Source organism: Haloferax mediterranei ATCC 33500 (assembly GCF_000306765.2).
Lineage (GTDB): Archaea > Halobacteriota > Halobacteria > Halobacteriales > Haloferacaceae > Haloferax > Haloferax mediterranei.
Genome location: NC_017944.1, coordinates 319868 through 338150, shown reverse-complemented (window position 1 = coordinate 338150; position 18283 = coordinate 319868). Strand labels below are relative to the sequence as shown.

The 18283-nt window shown below is 57.0% G+C and carries 16 protein-coding genes and 1 CRISPR repeat array; of the genes, 5 read left to right on the top strand and 11 right to left on the bottom strand.

Going from position 1 to position 18283, the window contains the following annotated elements; translation table 11 throughout:
* Positions 1 to 4: 4 nt before the first annotated feature.
* From cas8b to HFX_RS18220, 3 genes are all read right to left on the bottom strand, one after another.
* Entirely contained in the window at positions 5 to 2122 is a 2118-nt protein-coding gene (cas8b, locus tag HFX_RS18230; protein ID WP_004060812.1) for a type I-B CRISPR-associated protein Cas8b/Csh1, read from the bottom strand.
* Positions 2109 to 2921 (bottom strand): CRISPR-associated endoribonuclease Cas6, encoded by an 813-nt coding sequence (cas6, locus tag HFX_RS18225; protein ID WP_014732817.1) that lies wholly within the window; start codon positions 2919 to 2921, stop codon positions 2109 to 2111. The genes cas8b and cas6 overlap by 14 nt, the downstream gene beginning before the upstream one ends.
* 852 nt (positions 2922 to 3773) lie before the next feature.
* Positions 3774 to 4464: a CRISPR direct-repeat array (repeat unit 30 nt; unit sequence GTTACAGACGAACCCTAATTGGGTTGAAGC).
* A gap of 234 nt (positions 4465 to 4698) precedes the next feature.
* Entirely contained in the window at positions 4699 to 5787 is a 1089-nt protein-coding gene (locus tag HFX_RS18220) for a guanosine monophosphate reductase (RefSeq protein ID WP_014732816.1), read from the bottom strand.
* Positions 5788 to 6214: 427 nt separating this feature from the next.
* On the opposite strand from HFX_RS18220, the gene glmU reads away from it, so the two are divergent.
* Both glmU and HFX_RS18210 read left to right on the top strand, forming a co-directional pair.
* A complete protein-coding gene (glmU, locus tag HFX_RS18215; RefSeq protein ID WP_004060815.1) occupies positions 6215 to 7471 on the top strand; it encodes a bifunctional sugar-1-phosphate nucleotidylyltransferase/acetyltransferase in 1257 nt (418 codons plus the stop codon).
* Positions 7472 to 7679: 208 nt separating this feature from the next.
* Positions 7680 to 8123 (top strand): Rrf2 family transcriptional regulator, encoded by a 444-nt coding sequence (locus HFX_RS18210; protein WP_004060816.1) that lies wholly within the window; start codon positions 7680 to 7682, stop codon positions 8121 to 8123.
* 56 nt (positions 8124 to 8179) lie between these two features.
* Here HFX_RS18210 and HFX_RS18205 read toward each other — a convergent pair whose 3' ends face one another.
* A complete protein-coding gene (locus tag HFX_RS18205) occupies positions 8180 to 8545 on the bottom strand; it encodes a winged helix-turn-helix transcriptional regulator (protein WP_004060817.1) in 366 nt (121 codons plus the stop codon).
* A 171-nt stretch (positions 8546 to 8716) separates the two neighbouring features.
* Positions 8717 to 9073, bottom strand: coding sequence for a hypothetical protein (locus tag HFX_RS18200; protein ID WP_004060818.1), 357 nt, complete (start codon positions 9071 to 9073; stop codon positions 8717 to 8719).
* Between the two features lie 359 nt (positions 9074 to 9432).
* On the opposite strand from HFX_RS18200, the gene HFX_RS18195 reads away from it, so the two are divergent.
* Positions 9433 to 9870 (top strand): hypothetical protein, encoded by a 438-nt coding sequence (locus HFX_RS18195; RefSeq protein WP_004060819.1) that lies wholly within the window; start codon positions 9433 to 9435, stop codon positions 9868 to 9870.
* A gap of 62 nt (positions 9871 to 9932) precedes the next feature.
* Here the strand turns inward: HFX_RS18195 and HFX_RS18190 are convergent, their stop codons facing one another.
* From HFX_RS18190 to HFX_RS18170, 5 genes are all read right to left on the bottom strand, one after another.
* Positions 9933 to 10493, bottom strand: coding sequence for an ArsR/SmtB family transcription factor (locus HFX_RS18190; protein ID WP_004060820.1), 561 nt, complete (start codon positions 10491 to 10493; stop codon positions 9933 to 9935).
* Between the two features lie 221 nt (positions 10494 to 10714).
* Positions 10715 to 12532: a glutamine--fructose-6-phosphate transaminase (isomerizing) gene (gene glmS, locus HFX_RS18185; protein ID WP_004060821.1), complete on the bottom strand. Its 1818-nt coding sequence runs from the start codon at positions 12530 to 12532 to the stop codon at positions 10715 to 10717.
* The gene (locus HFX_RS18180) at positions 12532 to 13701 is read right to left on the bottom strand and encodes a sugar phosphate nucleotidyltransferase (RefSeq protein ID WP_004060822.1); all 1170 of its coding nucleotides are present in this window, start codon (positions 13699 to 13701) and stop codon (positions 12532 to 12534) included. Before HFX_RS18180 ends, glmS begins: the two co-directional genes overlap by 1 nt.
* A 297-nt stretch (positions 13702 to 13998) precedes the next feature.
* Positions 13999 to 14640: a DUF7344 domain-containing protein gene (locus HFX_RS18175; protein WP_004060823.1), complete on the bottom strand. Its 642-nt coding sequence runs from the start codon at positions 14638 to 14640 to the stop codon at positions 13999 to 14001.
* Positions 14641 to 15115: 475 nt separating this feature from the next.
* Positions 15116 to 15649 carry a DUF7344 domain-containing protein gene (locus HFX_RS18170; protein WP_014732814.1) on the bottom strand — a complete coding sequence of 178 codons (534 nt, stop codon included), beginning with the start codon at positions 15647 to 15649 and terminating at the stop codon, positions 15116 to 15118.
* Positions 15650 to 15993: 344 nt separating this feature from the next.
* On the opposite strand from HFX_RS18170, the gene HFX_RS18165 reads away from it, so the two are divergent.
* Together HFX_RS18165 and HFX_RS18160 are read left to right on the top strand one after the other, a co-directional pair.
* Entirely contained in the window at positions 15994 to 16272 is a 279-nt protein-coding gene (locus HFX_RS18165) for a PadR family transcriptional regulator (RefSeq protein ID WP_004060825.1), read from the top strand.
* A gap of 860 nt (positions 16273 to 17132) precedes the next feature.
* Complete coding sequence (locus HFX_RS18160; protein ID WP_004060826.1) at positions 17133 to 17555, top strand: hypothetical protein; 423 nt, start codon at positions 17133 to 17135, stop codon at positions 17553 to 17555.
* 107 nt (positions 17556 to 17662) lie between these two features.
* Here the strand turns inward: HFX_RS18160 and HFX_RS18155 are convergent, their stop codons facing one another.
* A complete protein-coding gene (locus HFX_RS18155) occupies positions 17663 to 18268 on the bottom strand; it encodes a nitrous oxide reductase accessory protein NosL (protein ID WP_004060827.1) in 606 nt (201 codons plus the stop codon).
* Between the last annotated feature and the right edge of the window lie 15 nt (positions 18269 to 18283).

The following is an 18283-nucleotide window of genomic DNA, read 5'->3' as shown; positions in this document are numbered from 1 at the left end:
GGGTTTAATTTGCGGTGGGGTTCGGTTGTTCAGACTCGATGCTTGAGCCAAGCGGCCGGTCGTTCATTCCGTAGGTGAGACCAAGCGCGTAGTAGAATCGAAGATCGGCTGTGTCGATTTCCCAGTCGTCCGGGTCGGGCTGAATGACGGTCTCCCGGAGACGGTCGACAATGTAGTCGAATTTCGTACCGGGGTAACTCGCGTTACCCTTCTTTTCCTGCCGTGTGTACGTGATGGTTTTTTCAATCGCGGATTCGGTGACCTTCTTGATTCGGTTTCGAGTGACTGCTTGGACCGGAAATTGGTCGACGAGTGTCGTTGAGCGGTCGTGCTTGTACTCCTGATAGCTCCCGACGGCACCGACGAGTGCGCCAAGCAGGAAGGACGCACATCGCTCGTCGTTCGTCGCAAGCGCTGGCGTGTCTTCGATGAACGATTCGAGTTTCTCCGCACCGGCGAAGCCGCCGTCTGTGATGGGTTCCTCAATCTTTGGCATGGTTCGTGATTCGTAGGATGGTGGTTCGCTAATCGGTCGCTGCTTCCCCGCTGCCTCTAAGAAGTCATGTTCGGCGGTTGCGAGCGCGCACAGTTGCGCATACTGGCTGGCGACTCTGAAAAATGGGAAGCCGTATTCATCGTCACCGGATTCATCGATGATTCGATCAACGTACGATTCGAGCAGTGTTGAGACCGGTATCGAATCTCCGCTGAGAACCGAAACGAGTGCCTGTATGCGCGGGTCGTCCGCGCTCGCGTCCGTGTCGTCGTCGCCAGTAGAGAACGTTTGGTAGAAATACGATCCAGAAGCAACGAGACCGAGGAGGCCACCGTCCGAAAGAAGCGGCCAGTTCTCGTCCCTTGGGAGTGCCGCGGTTCGTTCGCCGTCATTCTTGAATGCAGCAGTCCGAAGCGCGTCTCGGTGGGCAGCGGCGAGCGAAGCAGGATACTGGATGCGTCCATTCATTGTCTCGCCGAAGACGTCGAACCGCGACATCTGATGCGGCATGACGGCCGAGACGTAGAACCGTAGTTTGTTGTCGTCTATAGCGTCGTCCTCCCGGCGCTGGTACACTGTTTCGATGGGTGTCAACCCCCGTTCTTCGGCGTCCTGCATAACCGTATCGTACAGTATTCCGTAGAGGAGATACGTATCTTCGACACTCGGCTTTCCGAAAAAGTACGGCAGATAGTAAACGCGAGCACCGAACGTCCGATAGGAGCATGCATCGATGAACGTTTCTGCGTTCATGAGCGTGATTGCGGCATCCTCGGAAATCGGGTGTGTTCGCCATGCTTGGTCGGGGTCGAACCCCGGGAACTTCTCCAGCTGCTTGCCGAGGAAATAGTTCAGTGGGTCCTGCGCAGTCCCGACAGTTCGTGTTCGTGCACCCGTGATAAGGTCAGTTGCCTCTCCGGCCGAGTTCGACGCTTTGCCTTTCGAGATGAGTTTCGACAGTTTTCGACTTCGCATCGCGGCCATTGCGACATCAAGGTCTCCGGGCCACAGATACGGACCGTCCGCGTCGAGCTTTACTTGGACTGTGAGAAGTGCTGTCGTCGAACCGCTGAGGTTTGACCGAACCTCGCGTTCGAGCGTTTCAATCGTATCCTCATTCTCGCCCAACTCGGCGAGAGCGTCGATAATCCAGCCGTCTTCGTGGTCTTCCGCGGTGGATTGTACGACCGAGTCGGCTGCCCATTTGGAAAGCCGTTCTTTCGCGTAGCGGGCGAGTTTGTCCGGGTCGCTGTTCTTCCCAGCCTGGTGCGTTACGCTGTGGTCGATACCGCGGGCAGCGGGATACTTACAGTGCGCAACCTTCGGGATCAGTTCTTCCGTGTACTTCGTAACCCAGACCGGACCTTGACTATCCGATGCCAGCACTGGCACGTCCCCGGAGATATCCACTCGAACCACGATGAGGCTGTCCGGTTCATCGACAAGGTCGCCCGCAGCATCTGGCGTGAGATATGGTGCGTATGTGCCACCGCCGGTAGTTGCGAGCGTGTAAAGCGTACCGTAGAGGTACTGGATATCCCGAAGCGAAGCGATTGGGCGGTCAGGAAGCTCTTCAAGGAGTGTTGCTTCAGGATACGTCCGTCTGAACTCCTCAGGCGAAAGCATCTGCTCTCTCCAGTTCGCTTTCACCCGGTTTGGTTTTCTCGACGATATTCGAGAATCCGAAGCCCAATCCATTTCGACCGCCGATACCCGCATCGAGTGCGAGGTTAAGGTGATGGCGGTGAGCATCGTTTCGAACGCGGTAATCGAAACGCCACTTGCTTAGCACGACATCAAGCGTGGTTCCCGTTGTAACCGTTACAGGAAGCGCATACGTCTTCAGGAGGTCGTAGCCCTCGAAGAGTTCGCCGTCAACATCGGTTGGCCCATCCTGATATTCGTGAGCGAACCGGTCGTGTTTGTGCTGTAAGTTCGCCCGAATCGCGTCTTTAAACGGTTTGATAGTGTGTTCAGGCCGCCAGTACGTTGGTGCGTCGTGCTCAGCTTCGATGCCGTATTGCTCACGGTGCTCGGGGGTCAAACGAACGACGACGCCAGTTGCCGTCTCGATGACGCCGCGGGTTCCTGGCTCACCGACATCGACGGTGAGTTGTGACAGGTCGTCAACCTCGAACGACATTTCGCCGACGTTGAAATCGCGGTTTCGTTGCAGGCCCCGCGCAATGGTCGCGAGCAAGTCTTCCCGCGGAGACGCGAATAACAAGGAGCGTCGGTCTCCTTCCTGAATTTTACCCCACGGGAAGATATTGCTGAACGCAAGTCCGAGTGGATGCCCATTGTCGTGCTCACTGTCGAATTTCGACCCTTCGAGCGCCCGCCACACCCGCCCCCGAAGTTTGTGATGATACGCAGTCTGGTAGGTTGCGTCACGCTGAGCTTCTAAATGGACCATCAAGCGCATCCTGATACCTCACCCCGATTGTGATACATGCTATCATGTGTTGTGACTGTTCTCTGTAGGAGTATATAAATTCTAACGTGTCTGAAAATGGGATGAACCAGCGGTGGTTCAGCTGTAACGTACCTTAGAATTAAGCCACCTAGCGTGGTGTATTCTTCAACCTGTCTACCAGTCTGCTGTAGTTTGGACTTCCATCTAAGGCATCGTGTCCTAATGCGTCCGTGCGAAATATATTGCATGGTTCTTATTTTGGGTCCCTATTCGGAACGCCGGTTCTCTTTGATCCGGGCTCTCGTGTGACCGAAGCGGAGCCAATTTAGTGTTGGGTCGATCTCTACTCCGGGTTTAGGCTGAGAGCCGTTTGTTCGTTTCATGGTGGTCCATGCGTAGCTAACCAAAAGCCATAGATGCGTAGACAGCAAATCCGGCTATGGTTGCTGCCCTACACTTGGCAGTGGCTTATTTGTCACGCCCTGCCCTCTTGCACAAGTTTGGGGCGTGACTCAGCTACGCACCAGTGACAACTATTCGCATTCTCTTAACTCTTACTAGCGTGTTGTATGAAATTGTATCAGTAGATCGGGAGCCAAACATGGCCAGAGAAACCACATAGAGCAACAAATCAAATGATATCCAGAATGTGATTCCAATACTCAATCCTTGAATGAACACCAGCCAAGTAGTACTCAAATGAAAGAATAACCAACTCAATTGGTCAGAGAAGACCGTTCGAGTTGGAAGCTCGCTTTCGCTTCCGTCGACCCCCCGGGGGTTCGGGGGTTATTGGAGGTCGACGGAAACTGTTGAGTGGGAGCAGTGTGTAGGGGGCTGTATGCCCCTGAATTGGGCATGGTTACAGACGAACCCTAATTGGGTTGAAGCAGTCACATGGGAATCCGGGCGCGACGGTCTCAACTGTTACAGACGAACCCTAATTGGGTTGAAGCCGGAACCGAGGGACGCCTCGGCACGCCCCCTGAGAATGTTACAGACGAACCCTAATTGGGTTGAAGCAGGTCTCCCCCATCAACCGAGAGTGTTACGTCGGTGTTACAGACGAACCCTAATTGGGTTGAAGCCCGAACCGGGTGCCAGCTCATTTTGGAACACCCCCGTTACAGACGAACCCTAATTGGGTTGAAGCCTGCTCCCCATCGGGATTAATGAACTCGTTGGAGTGTTACAGACGAACCCTAATTGGGTTGAAGCTTCTTTATTCCGCCGCTCCGAACGTCCACGAATATCGTTACAGACGAACCCTAATTGGGTTGAAGCATCCCGCCGAGAAGGTGGCAGGCGCGCAAGAACGCCTGGTTACAGACGAACCCTAATTGGGTTGAAGCCGACTGCCGGAGGACGTGAACGAGATCGTCCATGCAGTTACAGACGAACCCTAATTGGGTTGAAGCGACATCGTCGAGTCGCCTCTTGAGACCGCCGCTCAGGTTACAGACGAACCCTAGTTGGGTTGAAGCGTCGCGAACACGTGGCACGTCGTGCCAATCACGGCCGGGTTACAGACGAACCCTAGTTGGGTTGAAGCGAGACCAAGGTCACGGACAGTGACGTTAGTCGTCGTTACAAAAGAACCACTATCGACAGGAACAGCAGCGAGAGCGCCCCCACTAGGAAATACCCAGTAGCGTCAAGTACACTCAACACAGCGATTGCTAACGCGATATAAGCCGGGTTCCGGGAAACACAGTATTACTAACCGGAACCAACACCGTCGCTCGAAATCCCTCAAAACGCCGACCGAAACCGACGACCGGAGTCGTCAGTTAGCCAGCGGGACCTGCATCTCGCGTTCGGCTTCGTCGTCCGCGTCCACAGTTCCCTCGGCGAAGACGACGCCGTGGGCACCTTCTCGTTCTTTGGCGCTCGCCGCGACGCGGACGAACGTCGCGTTGTCGCGCGCGGCGGAAATCGTGTGGCCGCCGCAGTAGCTGATTCCGGAGCGAACGCCGCCGAGGAACTCCTCGACGAGCGGTTCGACCGAACCTTTGTAGGGCGTGAGAGCTTCGACGCCCTCGCCGGTTGCGACATCGCTTTCTTTGTCGCCGCGGTCGTCCGCAGCCTCCGTCGATGCCATGCCGCGCGAGCGTTTGTACTGGTCGCCGTCGACTTCGACGACGCGACCCGGTGACTCGTCCGTCCCGGCGAAGAAGCTTCCCATCATTACGGTGTCCGCACCGGCCATGAGCGCCTTCGCGGCGTCACCCGAGGTTCGGATACCACCGTCGGCCATGATGTGAATACCGAGTTCGTGCGCCCGGTCTGCGCACTCCGAGACGGCAGTCAGTTGCGGGTAGCCCGCGCCGGCAACCTCGCGCGTCGTGCAGTGCGACCCGGGGCCGACACCGACCTTCACGCAACCCGCGCCGACCTCCCAGAGGTCTTCGACCGCGTCCGGGGTGACGACGTTACCCGCGACGATTTCGGGGTCGAACTCGTCGCGAATCCGGGCAACGGCGTCCAGACAGCGCTCCATGTGTCCGTGGGCGATGTCCATCACAATCGCGTCGGCACCGGCTTCGAGGAGTGCCTCGGTCCGGTCGAGGTAGTCTTCGTTGATGCCGACCGCGCCCGAGACGGTACCGCCCGATTCGGCGACCCGTCGGACCTGTTCGGCCTGTTCGTCCACATCGAGGAATCGGTGGACGACGCCGAGTCCGCCGAGGTCCGAGAGCGTCGCCGCGAGCTCCGCCTCGGTGACGGTGTCCATCGCTGCGCTGACGAGGGGCGTCTCGAGGGAAAGGCCCGGCGTCACGTTCGTTGAGAGGTCCACATCGCTTCGGCTATCGACCGGTGAGCGCTGGGGAACCAGCAATACGTCTCCATACGAGAGTCCTGTGCGAATCTCCATCGTAACCCTCCACAGCCGATGGGTCGGACGGTAATAATCCCGATGGAGACGGATTCTATCGCCGCGGAACGAAAGTATTACACGCTCGGGTTCGTCTGTCTAATAACACACGGCGCCGCGTCCACTGCGAATCTCCAACCAATCGTAACCCCAACATATTCGCCGTTCGCGGCCCGTGTGGTTCAAATTCTCCGAGAGCGACTGCATTGCGCGAGACCATCATTTAAGTATCGAAAAAGCCACGAACTTCGTAAGCGTTTTCTCGCGGAGAACGGGACACTTTGTTGCCTTACCGGCCGCTCGATTGCGCGTCGGTAACGGTAGGTGGATTCAGAGGCATTCCCCACAGCGTCGCCGCCCGACTGGTCCTCGAATACCCCGCTTCTCCGACAGAAGAGATTTCCTTCACGAAAACCGTCAGAGAGGCATGCAAACAGTCATTCTCGCCGCCGGTCGTGGAACCCGAATGGCCCCACTGACGGACCGCCGACCCAAGCCGATGCTCCCCGTCGCTGAGAAGCCACTCGTTGCACACACCACCGACGCCGCCATCGATGCAGGAGCAACGACTATCACGCTCGTCGTCGGGTACGAAGCCGACGACGTTCGCTCGTATTTCGGTGCCGAACGCGACGGGGTTCCGATTGAGTTTGCCGTGCAGGCGGAACAGCGCGGGACCGCCGATGCCGTTCGTGCCGCAGCGTCACAACTGGACTCAGACGAGTCTTTCGTCGTCCTCAACGGCGACGCCCTCTACGACGTGCCGTCGTTGACGACGCTGTACGAAAAGACGCCTGCAGTCGGCTCGTACAGCGTCGACAATCCGAGTTCGTATGGCGTCCTCGAAACGGACGACGACGGCTTTGTTACCGGTGTCGTCGAGAAACCGGAATATCCGCCGTCAAACCTCATCAACGCCGGTGCGTACGTCTTCCCCGCAGCGGCACACGAATGGCTCGACGTGGCCGAAAGCGACCGTGGTGAACTCGAACTGACCGACGTACTCGCAGCAACCTGCGAGCAGTACGACGTTCGAGGCGTCGCGTTCGACCGCTGGTTAGATGTCGGTCGACCGTGGGAGTTACTCGAAGCAAACGAGTGGAAACTCTCAGGACTCGGAAGCAGATGCGACCGCGAGAGCCGAATCGACGGCGACGTAGCTGAGAACGCTGAACTCACTGACACAGTCGTCGTGGAGGAAGGCGCGACGGTTCGGGCGGGAGTCGTCATAGAAGGGCCTGTACTCGTCCGCAGTGGGGCCACAATCGGTCCGAACGCCTACGTTCGAGGATACACCCTCGTCGGCGAGAACACGACAGTCGGCCACGCTGTCGAGGTCAAAAACAGCGTGCTGATGAAGGGCGCAACAATCGGCCACCTATCGTACGTCGGCGACAGCATTCTCGGCCGCGACGTGAACTTCGGCGCGGGAACGAAGGTCGCCAACCTCCGCCACGACGGTGAACCGGTCCGACAGATGCTCAAAGGCGAACTCGTCTCCTCGGGTCGCCGAAAGTACGGCGTCGTGCTCGGCGATGAGGTGAAGACCGGAATCAACTCGTCGTTGAACGCTGGCGTCCGCCTTCCAACTGGCGGGGCGGTCGAGCCCGGCGAAACGGTCCTGTACGACCGTATCGACAACACCCACGAGATGGGCACTCCCGACGGAACCGACGAGAACTGAACTCGTTAGCTCAGGCATTCAATATTCTTACACTTTTGAAGTACGCGGTTTGCCCACAAACACACGGACAGTCAGAATTCAGCACAGAGTTTCGAAGATTGAACCACTCCAGTAGAGTGGAAATGGAATAGCCACACATCCGTCGTACGTGGAGCGCCCGATTGCCTCACCGTGAAATCTAAAATGCCCGTAGACCGAATCAGAGTGTATGTCGAACAGCAGCCGATTCGTCGTCGCGACGCACGTGCTGACGAACCTGGCGGTGCGGAGCGACGAACGGCTGTCTTCCGACCGTCTCGCCTGGAGCGTCAACACGAACCCGGTCGTTATCCGACAGCTCCTTTGCTCGCTTCGAGAGGCGAATCTCGTCGATTCCAAGCGCGGTCCAACGGGAGGATTCACGCTCGCACGTGACCCCGAGGAAATCACGCTACGAAATATCTACGAGGCGGTGGAAGACGGTGAACCGTTCTGTTTCCACACAAACGAACCAAACGACGAATGCACGGTTGGCGAGTACATCCAACCGGTCCTCGGTGAACTGCTCGAACCCGCGATTCAAGCGATGCTCGACGAACTCGACTCGGTCACTATCGCGGACGTTCACGAAACAATCTTCGATACGGCTGATACCGAGGCGCTGGAAGTCTAAGGCTGGAACGCGACAGTCGGACGTCGAAGTCTGAGGTTCTGCGAGAATTGCGCCCGTTAGGCAGCCGACTCGGCAGCCTCGGGTTCTGCGGGCTGTTCGTCGGTTTCGAGCCACTCGGCCGCCCACTGTTCTATCTCGTCGAACACCGGACAAAGCGAGACGCCCTTGTCGGTAAGCGAGTAGTACGTCGCGACCGGAGCGTCTTCCTCCAGACGGCGGTTGACGAAGCCGGTCTCTTGGAGGTCGTCGAGAACGCGAGAGAGCGTCCGCGAACTGGCACCGGTGGAACGCTTCAGTTCGTTGAATCGCTTTTCATCCTCCCGAAGGTCGTAGAGGACGATCAGACGCCACTGTGACCCGATTTGCTTGATGGAGTCGATGATGGGACACGGCGCGTCGTCAGTGTTCGTATCAGTGGGCATACGCTGTTGTGGAAGCCCATCGACTTTAGCAGTTTGGGTAGGACACCAGCTTTTGGAATGTTACCTGAGACGAGGGTATTTCGTGAGTGTAAATCGGCATTAAACCGCTCCATGATGGCAAACTACCGTCAAAGCATCTCGTTAGCATCCGAAATACGAGCATCCGAGATATCAGGCGAGCAATTTCGAAAGCAGGAGAAACACACGTTTGAGATTCTTCGAGAGGCTCTTTTGGTTCTCCGAGTAGAAGATAAGGTCGTCATCGAGTCCGTATACCACGATGCACCGGCCACGGTCGGACAGGTCTTTCATCTCGATAGCCCGAACCGAGTCGAACGGAAGGACGAGATAGCGATACTCCTCGTCTTGGATGTCGGCGTTACAGTTGTCTCCATAGACGTGGATACTGTGTGAAGTGACCGCGATTTCGTATCCGATGTAGGTCATACCGGCAATCTCGGCCCCGGCGCGGCCACCCTTGACTTTCCCTTTCAGTTGTGAGGGGTCGAGGAGGATTCCGTCTACCATACGACCCGATTTCGCCCGACGGCTCCTAAGTATTCTCGCCCAGTTATCCAGATTGATTCTGTCACAAGAGCTGTGGAGCAGTACTATCGTGGCAACACCCGTCAGTACAGGATGACAAAAGTCGACGTGAATACAGTACGTAGTACGTGAGTACAGTACGGTAGTATTTCTGGACGGGTCCGAATCAGTAGGGTTGTCGTTCGGGGCGAAACGCCATCGTATCCGCTCGAACTCACCAGCGCCATCAGACTCGATAATAGGAGCTGAAATCCAGAATCGAGTTGTCTTCCTGTTTGTAAGGACGGCGTTACCCCAGAACGCTGATTCTTAACTATGAGCGTTCGGGCCGTACCACGGGTATGATTTCCGACTACGACCGACTCCGGCAGTATACAGAGCGGGTCGGCGAGGGAGTCAGCGATGAGGGAGTCAACGATGAGGGAGTCAGCGATGGGAGGGTCAACGCCAAAGGAGTAGATACGGAGATCAGCGACGAGAAAATCCACATCGAACGGGTAGGTGAGAAAATCAGCGACGGGGGAGTCAACACCAAACGGGTAGACGAGAGCGTTAGGGACAGGGAAGCCAACACCGACGAGGTCGATGAAAGCGTCAATGACGAGGGAGTCGATACCTGGTTCGCCCGCGAGGTCCCCAGCATCGTCGCCGGACTCGAGGCATCCCAGTTCATCGACCCGGTCACTGCCGAGACGGCGTGGGACCTAATCGCTAGTGGGTGCGCCGAGGAAGCACTGAGTCTCGTCCTCGGTGAAGTCGACGAGTCGTGGCGAGAATAGTCGGGGGTCGGCACGGCGGAGGTACAAAGAACAGAACGTAGTCGGGCGACGGACACCACCTGTCACTGGTCGCGTGAGGGGGAGTCTCTAATGTACAGTTCGACCAACGCATCGAGGAGATGCGGCTCCAGTTCGAATCGAGCGTCGACGCAGTTTTGCTCGCGGTCGTACGCGAGTTGCTGTACATCTATCGCCGCGAGGAGCGTTCGCATCGCGTCGACGACGTAGTTACTCGACCCCGGTTCGACCCGGAGGCTGTCGCCGACGTGAATCGACAACCCATCGATGACTGTCTCGTAGCACGTTTTACTCGGAGCGTCGACACGCTGTGTGCGCTCGATGAGTCCGAGGTTCGAAAGCGACTCCAGTCGGCGATAAATCGTTGACTCGGAGACGTCACAGTTCTCTGCAAGCTCTTCGGCGGTCATCGGGGCACGATTACACGACACGAGTACGTCCCGAGAAACATCGTCTCCGAGCGCATCGAGAAGTTCGTCGTCCGACGCCTCTGGTGGAACGTCGGTACCCGATTGCTGGGTGGTGTCTTCGGCCCCGTCCGTCAGTGGACCGTCTGGCTCGTCAGACGATGTGAGAACATCGTCCACGAGGTCGCGTCGAGTCATCGCATAGTATCAGACGTGGCCAAGGGATATGTAATCGGTGCCTACAGTCTAGGTATTAATATCGTATATCCAGAATTTCTATGATTGGGATGTAAATCACCCGACCGTCGAAATCGGCAGGCTCCCCCGTGTTAGTGAGCGCCAACCGAATCAAAAGATGGAAAATTGTCGATAAGTATGACGAAATAATCACAAGCTGCTCTCGTTCCGCCGCGCACACGTCACTCGACGGTGACGCACTTCGCGAGGTTACGAGGCTTGTCTATCGACCGTTCGAGTAGCTTCGCCGAATGGTACGCTACGAGTTGGAGTTGTACGTTCGCGAGGACGCCCGCGATATCGGGGTGCGTTTCGGGAATCGAGAGCACGTGGTCGGCGAACTCGGGTACCTCTCCGGACTGGTCACTCGTAACAGCGATGACGGGCGCACCGCGCGCCTGAACCTCCTTGACGTTGCTCAGCGTCGCCTCGTCCTCGTGGCCGGTGAAGATAGCGAACACCGGCGAGAGCGGCGTGACTAACGCGAGCGGGCCGTGTTTGAGTTCCGATGCCGCGAATCCCTCCGCGTGTTCGTACGAGATTTCTTTGAACTTCAGCGCCCCTTCCAGCGCAACCGGGTGGGCGACTCCCCGTCCAATGAAGAAGTACGCGTCGCTGCCCTCGTATTCGATTGCGATTTCTCTGGCGGTGGAGGTATCGAGTACCTCCTGTACGTCACCGGGGAGTCGAGACAGAGCCTCCATCAAGTTGCGCGCATCGCTGGATTTCGTACCCAACAAATCCTCGACGATACGCTCGGTGAGAAGCGTGAGCGCCGTTACCTGTGAAGAGAACGTCTTGGTCGCCGCGACGCCGATTTCCGGACCGGCGCGGATGAGCAACTCGTCATCGCACTCGCGGGTTATCGAGGACCCGACGACGTTGGTGACTGCGAGCGTTCGCGCACCCGCCGCGCGCGCACGGCGGACGGCATCGAGGGTGTCCGCCGTCTCACCCGACTGACTGACCGCGATAACCAGCGTGTCGTCCGTCACCGGCGGTTTGATGACGGAGTATTCCCCCGACATGAACGCGTGTGCGGGGATACCGCGCGAATTGAGGAGCGACGCCGCGTACATCCCGGCGTGGTGGGACGTGCCCATCGCGATGAGGTGAACCTGCTCGACATCGGCGAAGAATTCCGGAGAGAACTCTTCGAGTTCGACACCGCCTGTGTGCGTGTTCAACCGCCCCTGTGTGGTGCGGCGGAGCGCGCCGGGTTGCTCGTTAATTTCCTTGTACATGTAGTGTTCGTAGCCACCCTTCGTCGCCGTCTCCGGGTCCCATTCGACGTACTCGACCGGGCGGTCGACTGCCCGACCGGCAGAGTCGGTGATGTCGTACCCATCGGGAGTGACAACGACGAAGTCGCCATCGTGGAGATAGACGACGCGCTCCGTGTGCTGGATGAACGCTGGCACGTCGCTTGCGAGATAGTACTCACCGTCGCCGACGCCGAGGACGAGCGGCGAACCGGACCGCGTCGCGAAAATCGCCTGCTCGTCTTCGATGATTGCCGCGAGCGCATAGCTTCCCGAGAGGCTGCCAACCGCAGCGCGGAAGGCTTCCTCTGGTGTCGCGCCGTCTCGCAGGTTCTCCTCGATGAGATGTGGGACGACCTCGGTGTCGGTCTCGCTGCTGAAGGTGTGTCCTCGTGCTTCCAACTCGCTTCGAAGCGACTGGAAGTTCGAGATAATACCGTTGTGGACGACGGCGATGCGCTCCGCCTCGTCGGTGTGGGGGTGTGCATTGTCGTCGGTGACGCCGCCGTGGGTCGCCCAACGCGTGTGTCCGATACCGTAGTCGCCGGAAATCGGGTTCTGTTCGACGGCTGCCACGAGTTCCGAGACTTCGCCGACACGCTTTGTCAGCGAGATACCGGCGGGGTTCTTTACGGCGACACCGGCAGAATCGTAGCCACGGTACTCTAGGCGGCGAAGTCCATCGACCAGCGAATCGACGGAGTCGTCGGTTCCGATGCAAGCGGTAATTCCGCACATTAGTGCGTCACCTCCACGCGCTCGCGGACATCGCCGTGTAAGACCGTTCCCTCTCCGACGACAGCCTCAGCACCGACGCGGCTCCCCGGTGTGAGCGTGACGTTCGCACCGACTTCGGCGCGGTCGCCAATGATGCTCCCGAGGCGGCGGTCAGTGTAGAGTCGCCCTTCGAGGATAACATCTGCCTGCCCGCCCGGCGAGATAACGCCATCACCGACGTGTGCGCCGGGACCGACGACGGAGTCGCGGAGGACGACACCAGCGCCGATTCGGGCGTCAGTCGAGAGAATGGACCGCTCGATGACGGTGTTCGCACCGACGGTGACGTTGTTCTGGAGGCACGACCCGGCGCTGATGACTGCGCCCGGCCCGACATCGCAGTCGTCACCGACGATGACTGGTTCTTCGACAAGTGCGCGCCCGTGAATCCGCGCGGAATCCGCTATCACCGACGCGTGCCGGCGCGCAAGAAGCGACTCAGTGACGGAGAGAAGTCCCCACGGGTGTGAGGGGTCGAGCCAACCGCTGCTGACGAGAACAGACGTAACGGGACTGTCGAGGTACTGTACGACCTCCGGTAGTCGTATCTCGCCGTCTTGTGGCGGAATACGCCGGAGTGCATCGAAGACGGTCGTGTCGAAAACGTAGACACCGGCGTTGACGAGGTAACTCTCGCTGTCGACGGCGTGTTCGTCGATATCGGATATTCGGCCGTTGTCTTCGACTACAACGCCGTACTCTTCGGGCGTGTCGGACTGGGCGACAGCGACCGTCGCAACCGAGTTGGTCATCGAGAAGCGTTCGAGCACCTTCGAGACGATGTCAGCGTTGACGACGTTGTCGCCGTTGCAGACCACGAACGGACCGTCGAGTTGGGTGTCAGCTTGCAGGAGTGCGTGTCCACTTCCGAGTCTGGAGTCCTGCTGGACGAAGTCGATGTCGGCGTCGGGATACGTCGCAGACAGGTGTGTCTGGATGCGGTCGGCACGGTGGCCGACGACGACGACCACGTGTTCGATGCCGCACTCGAAAAGCGAGTCAAGGACGTACTCTACGACCGGGCGGTTCGCAACCGGGAGCATCGGCTTCGGCTGGAAGGTGGTCAGCGGCCGGAGCCGCCGCCCTTCACCGGCCGCAAGAACGACTGCCTCGGTGACGCGGTCGTTCATCGGCCCCCTCCCGACCCAGAGACGTGCTCGAAACGTGACCGTGGACGTGAGTAAGTCATAGGAGAGACAGGGCGGGCGATGGGGATTGTTATACGGACAATTCTAGAATCCGGGTTCAAATTAAGGAAACAAATGTGAATCACTCGCAGAGAGTGAATATAGTGAAATCAGAAGCGGCGATGGTTCGGAGAGCGTTAATTGTTGGGGAGTCGAACGGACGGGATACAGCTAGCGACGAAGTCGTCAAAAAACGGAGTTTGGCGATGAAGTGCCCGAACCGTCAGGTGCGCAGGCGGCTCACACGTGGAGTTTGTCTTTGTACGACTCCATCGCGGTGATAGCCATGAGTGTCGCAGTACTCAAGACAGCCCATCCTGCGGTAGGGACCTGTTCGAGGCCGGGAATGCCAAGCAATCCTGCCGAGACAGTCGCGGCAACGCCAGCGGCGATGGTTAGGTTTCGCTTTGACGACGAGATGAGACCCGCGGACTGGTCTGACTGTTCCTGCATGGTGACAATATCGCCGTCGAGATACTGGTCGAGTTGTTTCGCAGTTTCGAGAAGCGTGATGTCGCCGCGATTCTTATCGAAGTCGACGATACCGGACGAGTCCATCTTCGGGAGATGGCACTGATACAGACCGATATACACGCGCTTTCGTTGACTCGACGAGAGTGCTTTAATCTCGATGTCGTTTTCCTTCGCTGCGATGAACTCGGCCATGTCACCGAGCTTCGCTTCACCGTCGTTTGCTTTCAGGAATCTGAGGGCGTCACGTCGTCGTTGATTTTTCAAAATCTCGAAGACCACGTCTTTCGAGAGGGCCTCAGTCTCGGATTGTTCGGAAACTTCGCGCACCCCACCAGTTATCTCTTCGAGCTGTTCTTGCGGCGTCTGATCGACGACTTCGGTGTCAGTCTGTAGTGAATCGGTAACCATTGTTCCTTCCTCCCCCCACTGTGTAGTCGCGTGTTCGCGACCGTTACCCGTGGTCTATCGAGGGATGACCACAGTATGTCCGGCACAAGCCGTGTGTCCGGCACAGACCACAACGTTGGGTTCGCCCCACCAGGCGCGTCCCAAATCGAGAGGGTCAGCGATATAATAGGTTAAACAGGGATATATACTTGTTTGACAATCTCACACACTGATTTGTCCGGGGAGTAGGCTGCAAATTCTGCGAGTAAACAAGCCGTAACAATCAGCACTGGTGCTGAAATTCAACATTTTCCGAGAGAATGGCTACGAGCTTCAAAACGGCGAAATACATCAGTTACGACTATCTTACCGCTCTGTCAGGGGAGAGTTGTTATAATATTGAACAGTCCCCAGATAGTTGTGTTGATATTTGATTGTCATTATATGAGAATGTGCGGTCTCCATGTCTATCTTCTCAATCGGTCAAAATAAAATGTCACTCAACCAGAGTTTCGAATGCGCCAGACGTCATCCCAGCTCGTTCTTCCAACAGATACTGAACAAGGACCATAAGTAACAGCACGGTCGAGACGAGCACCGCGATAAGACTCCACGAAAGAAGCGCGAACCCCGGGATGCCAGCCCAGAAACCGAGAATCAGCACCCACCCAAGCACACCGAGAATGGCGTAGTAGCGGTTCCACGGATAGCGGGACTCAGGTTGCATCCAGAAAAACCCCTGTTTTGCGACGCTCGCGACGAGTTCGACGGTTCGTTCTTCTTCGTCGTAGTCGATTAACTCGGCAGTTTCGAGTTTTGGAAGATGCGTCTGGTATAACGAGATGTACACTCGCTGGCGCTCCTCGTCGGTCACGTCTTCGACTGCGGTCTCGTTTTCTCTCGCTGCAACCATCGCAGCGAGTTCTTTCAACGAGAGCGGTTCACCCGCACGGTGGAGGAAATAGAGTATTTGCCTCCGCCGGGAGTTGCTGAGGATGCGAAATAACTCGTCTTTTGATAGTGTTGTCATCGTCGTGTGCGGGCGGTCATGCGCACGTCACGCGAGTGGACCAGCTCCGGTTACGCCGTAGTACACCACAGACAACCTTTGTTATCGTGACGTTTCCAAGAGGCTTTGAACTACTTACCCGCGAGATTTAAGCTCACGTTCACAGAATTTTCGATACCCGGCGGACAGTCAGATGCCCGAATTTATCTCGATACTGGTGATGATTACTCACCGAAGCAGTTCCAACAAAAGTCTTTAGCGAAAATCACGATAAAACTCGTAAATTCGGTAATAAGGAAGACAAATATTCAGTATAGAGGTGGCTAACAATACCGGATGGCGGCGATACTTAGATTCGAGACTATATGTTCGAATTGACTGGCTTCCAGCGCGACCTACTGTACGTCATCGCCGGTTCCGAACGGCCATCCGGCCAAGAGGTCAAAGAGATGATCAGCAAAGACGTAGGGGAGGTGAATCACGGTCGGCTGTACCCGAACCTCGACGCGCTCGTAGAAGAGGGTTACGTCAACAAGGGCCAACACGACCGTCGAACGAATTTCTACGAGATGTCCGAGAAGGGCCGAGAATCCATTATCAAACGTCGAGACTGGGAAAACCAACACGTCGAGTTCCTGGGCTGAGCCGGACAGACGGATTCAGCAGGAAGTCAAAAGCGGTTCGAGCAGTGAGGGAGCGTGAGTGACACGCTCGTACCTCCATTCGAAGCCGACGGAAACGAACAGTTCGGTGCTGGGAGCCACAACACTCACTGCGGTCTCATTTGCAGTCGCAGGTTGGTCCGCCTGTGTATACCTCAGCCAGCGAACAAGAGGAGACAGGACGGCACCTTCGTGTCCGGACTGTTCGCTGGCAGAATCATCTCTCTAGAGCAATTCACTGGGGAAATCAGCCATCAATGTATACATCGTACGCGACGCCGGGTGAACTCAATGGACAACTCAGCGAACCACACCAACAGACGACTAGTCGGGAAGTCCACCCGAAACAACAAATCCAGTTTGCCCGACTCGGATTATCTCATCAATTCGTCCCTCTCGTATCGGTGTGTCCTATCTTCTCAGCTCGATTCCCGGAAGTGCCTACGAGACGGGCCACGATGCCACAACGCGAGTGGCAGTAAAAGCCATAAAACAGGCCAGAACACCAGTCAGAACACAGATCAGAACACCGGCTTCGGTAAAGTCCACGATACAGTTAACGATACTTATCAATAACCAATACAATACAAAAGCACCGAATATTTCAATATCTAGACTATACGTATTACTACGAACGATTCTCATTAACACGGTCATAAAAATTTGATTAATTATCCGATAATACGAAGCTGTCCGCCGGTTTTGAGTGTTCATGCGAATGGTTCTGAATCACCGAAAAACGGGACTGTAACGACCCAAGTAGTATACTAAATTGATATTCACACATCCCTACTAATGTAATTATCGCAACATTTATGGAGTTAATCCGCAACCACTGAGACATGGTAAGTGAACGGTCCACCGAGCAGGACCCAGAGAACACGACTGACGACACTGTCGGCAGACGCAAGTACCTCGCCCTGTGCGGGTCGGTGACAGCTGCAGGCGCACTCGCAGGTGTCGCTGGAGTCGGCTCGGCAACGGAACAACCCGATGAATCAGCCCCTGACGACGACGCGCATACACTCGTCGTCGCAGGAACTGGTTCGCTCTCTTCGTTCGAGGTAACGGTGAGCGGAGAGATTTCTCCCCTCCATTCGAACGGCGCGCTCAGTACAACCGGAACAGTTGGACCCGCCGCCGAGGGAACCGTCGACGAGGACTCGCGGAGCTATCACTTCGCTGGCGACATCACCAACTTCCAGTCGACCGATGCGGTGTCGGTGTACGTCGACGGGGTCCGGATTCCCAACGACGCGTTCTGAGAACGGCCGTTCGGTAACTCGTTTTCTGGCGGGAAAAACAGTAGAAAAGAGCGGTAGCGCAGTGACTAAAAATGCGAAGTTTCCGAACAAGGAGACAGAGCAGCAGTCTACGAGCGCATATAGCCGCTTAGCCACGAGCTGGTCACGTCGTCGAACGTGACGGTCGAACCGCCGTGTTCGTCGATAAATGCGTCGGCGTCCGCGCTCGACGAGAACGGAATCAGGTCTTTCCCCATTCCGCCGAGAACCTCGCTGCCGACGACGTACGTCATTTCCCGGGCGTTACCGAAGGTGTCTGCACCGGTGTGTGTAGAAATGAACGTGTCTCCTTCCTCTTCGGTGAGTTCGTACTCGACGACCGAGTAGTCCGTCACGTAGATGGCAGTTGCCTCCCAGCCCTGCTGTTGGTGCTCGAAGTAGTACGGGAACATGCCCATACTCAGGGTGTGGAACCACGCTGGATTATCGTGACCTTCGGGGGACGAATCACGATAGAATATCTGCCCGTTTGGGCCGGCGTGAAGGCCGATGACCATCCCGCCCTGGTCGTCTTCCTTCTGGCCCGAGAGGTCAACAGGGTCGGGCTTCGTCTCGGAGGACGTACCGAGACATCCCGCGAGTGTTGCGAGTGTACCGAGAGAGAACGCTTTCGTCGCTGCACGTCGCGTGAGCAGGTCAGCCGACTGGTCGCCGGGACGGATATCGTCGGGCATCGGTCGTTCGTGTTG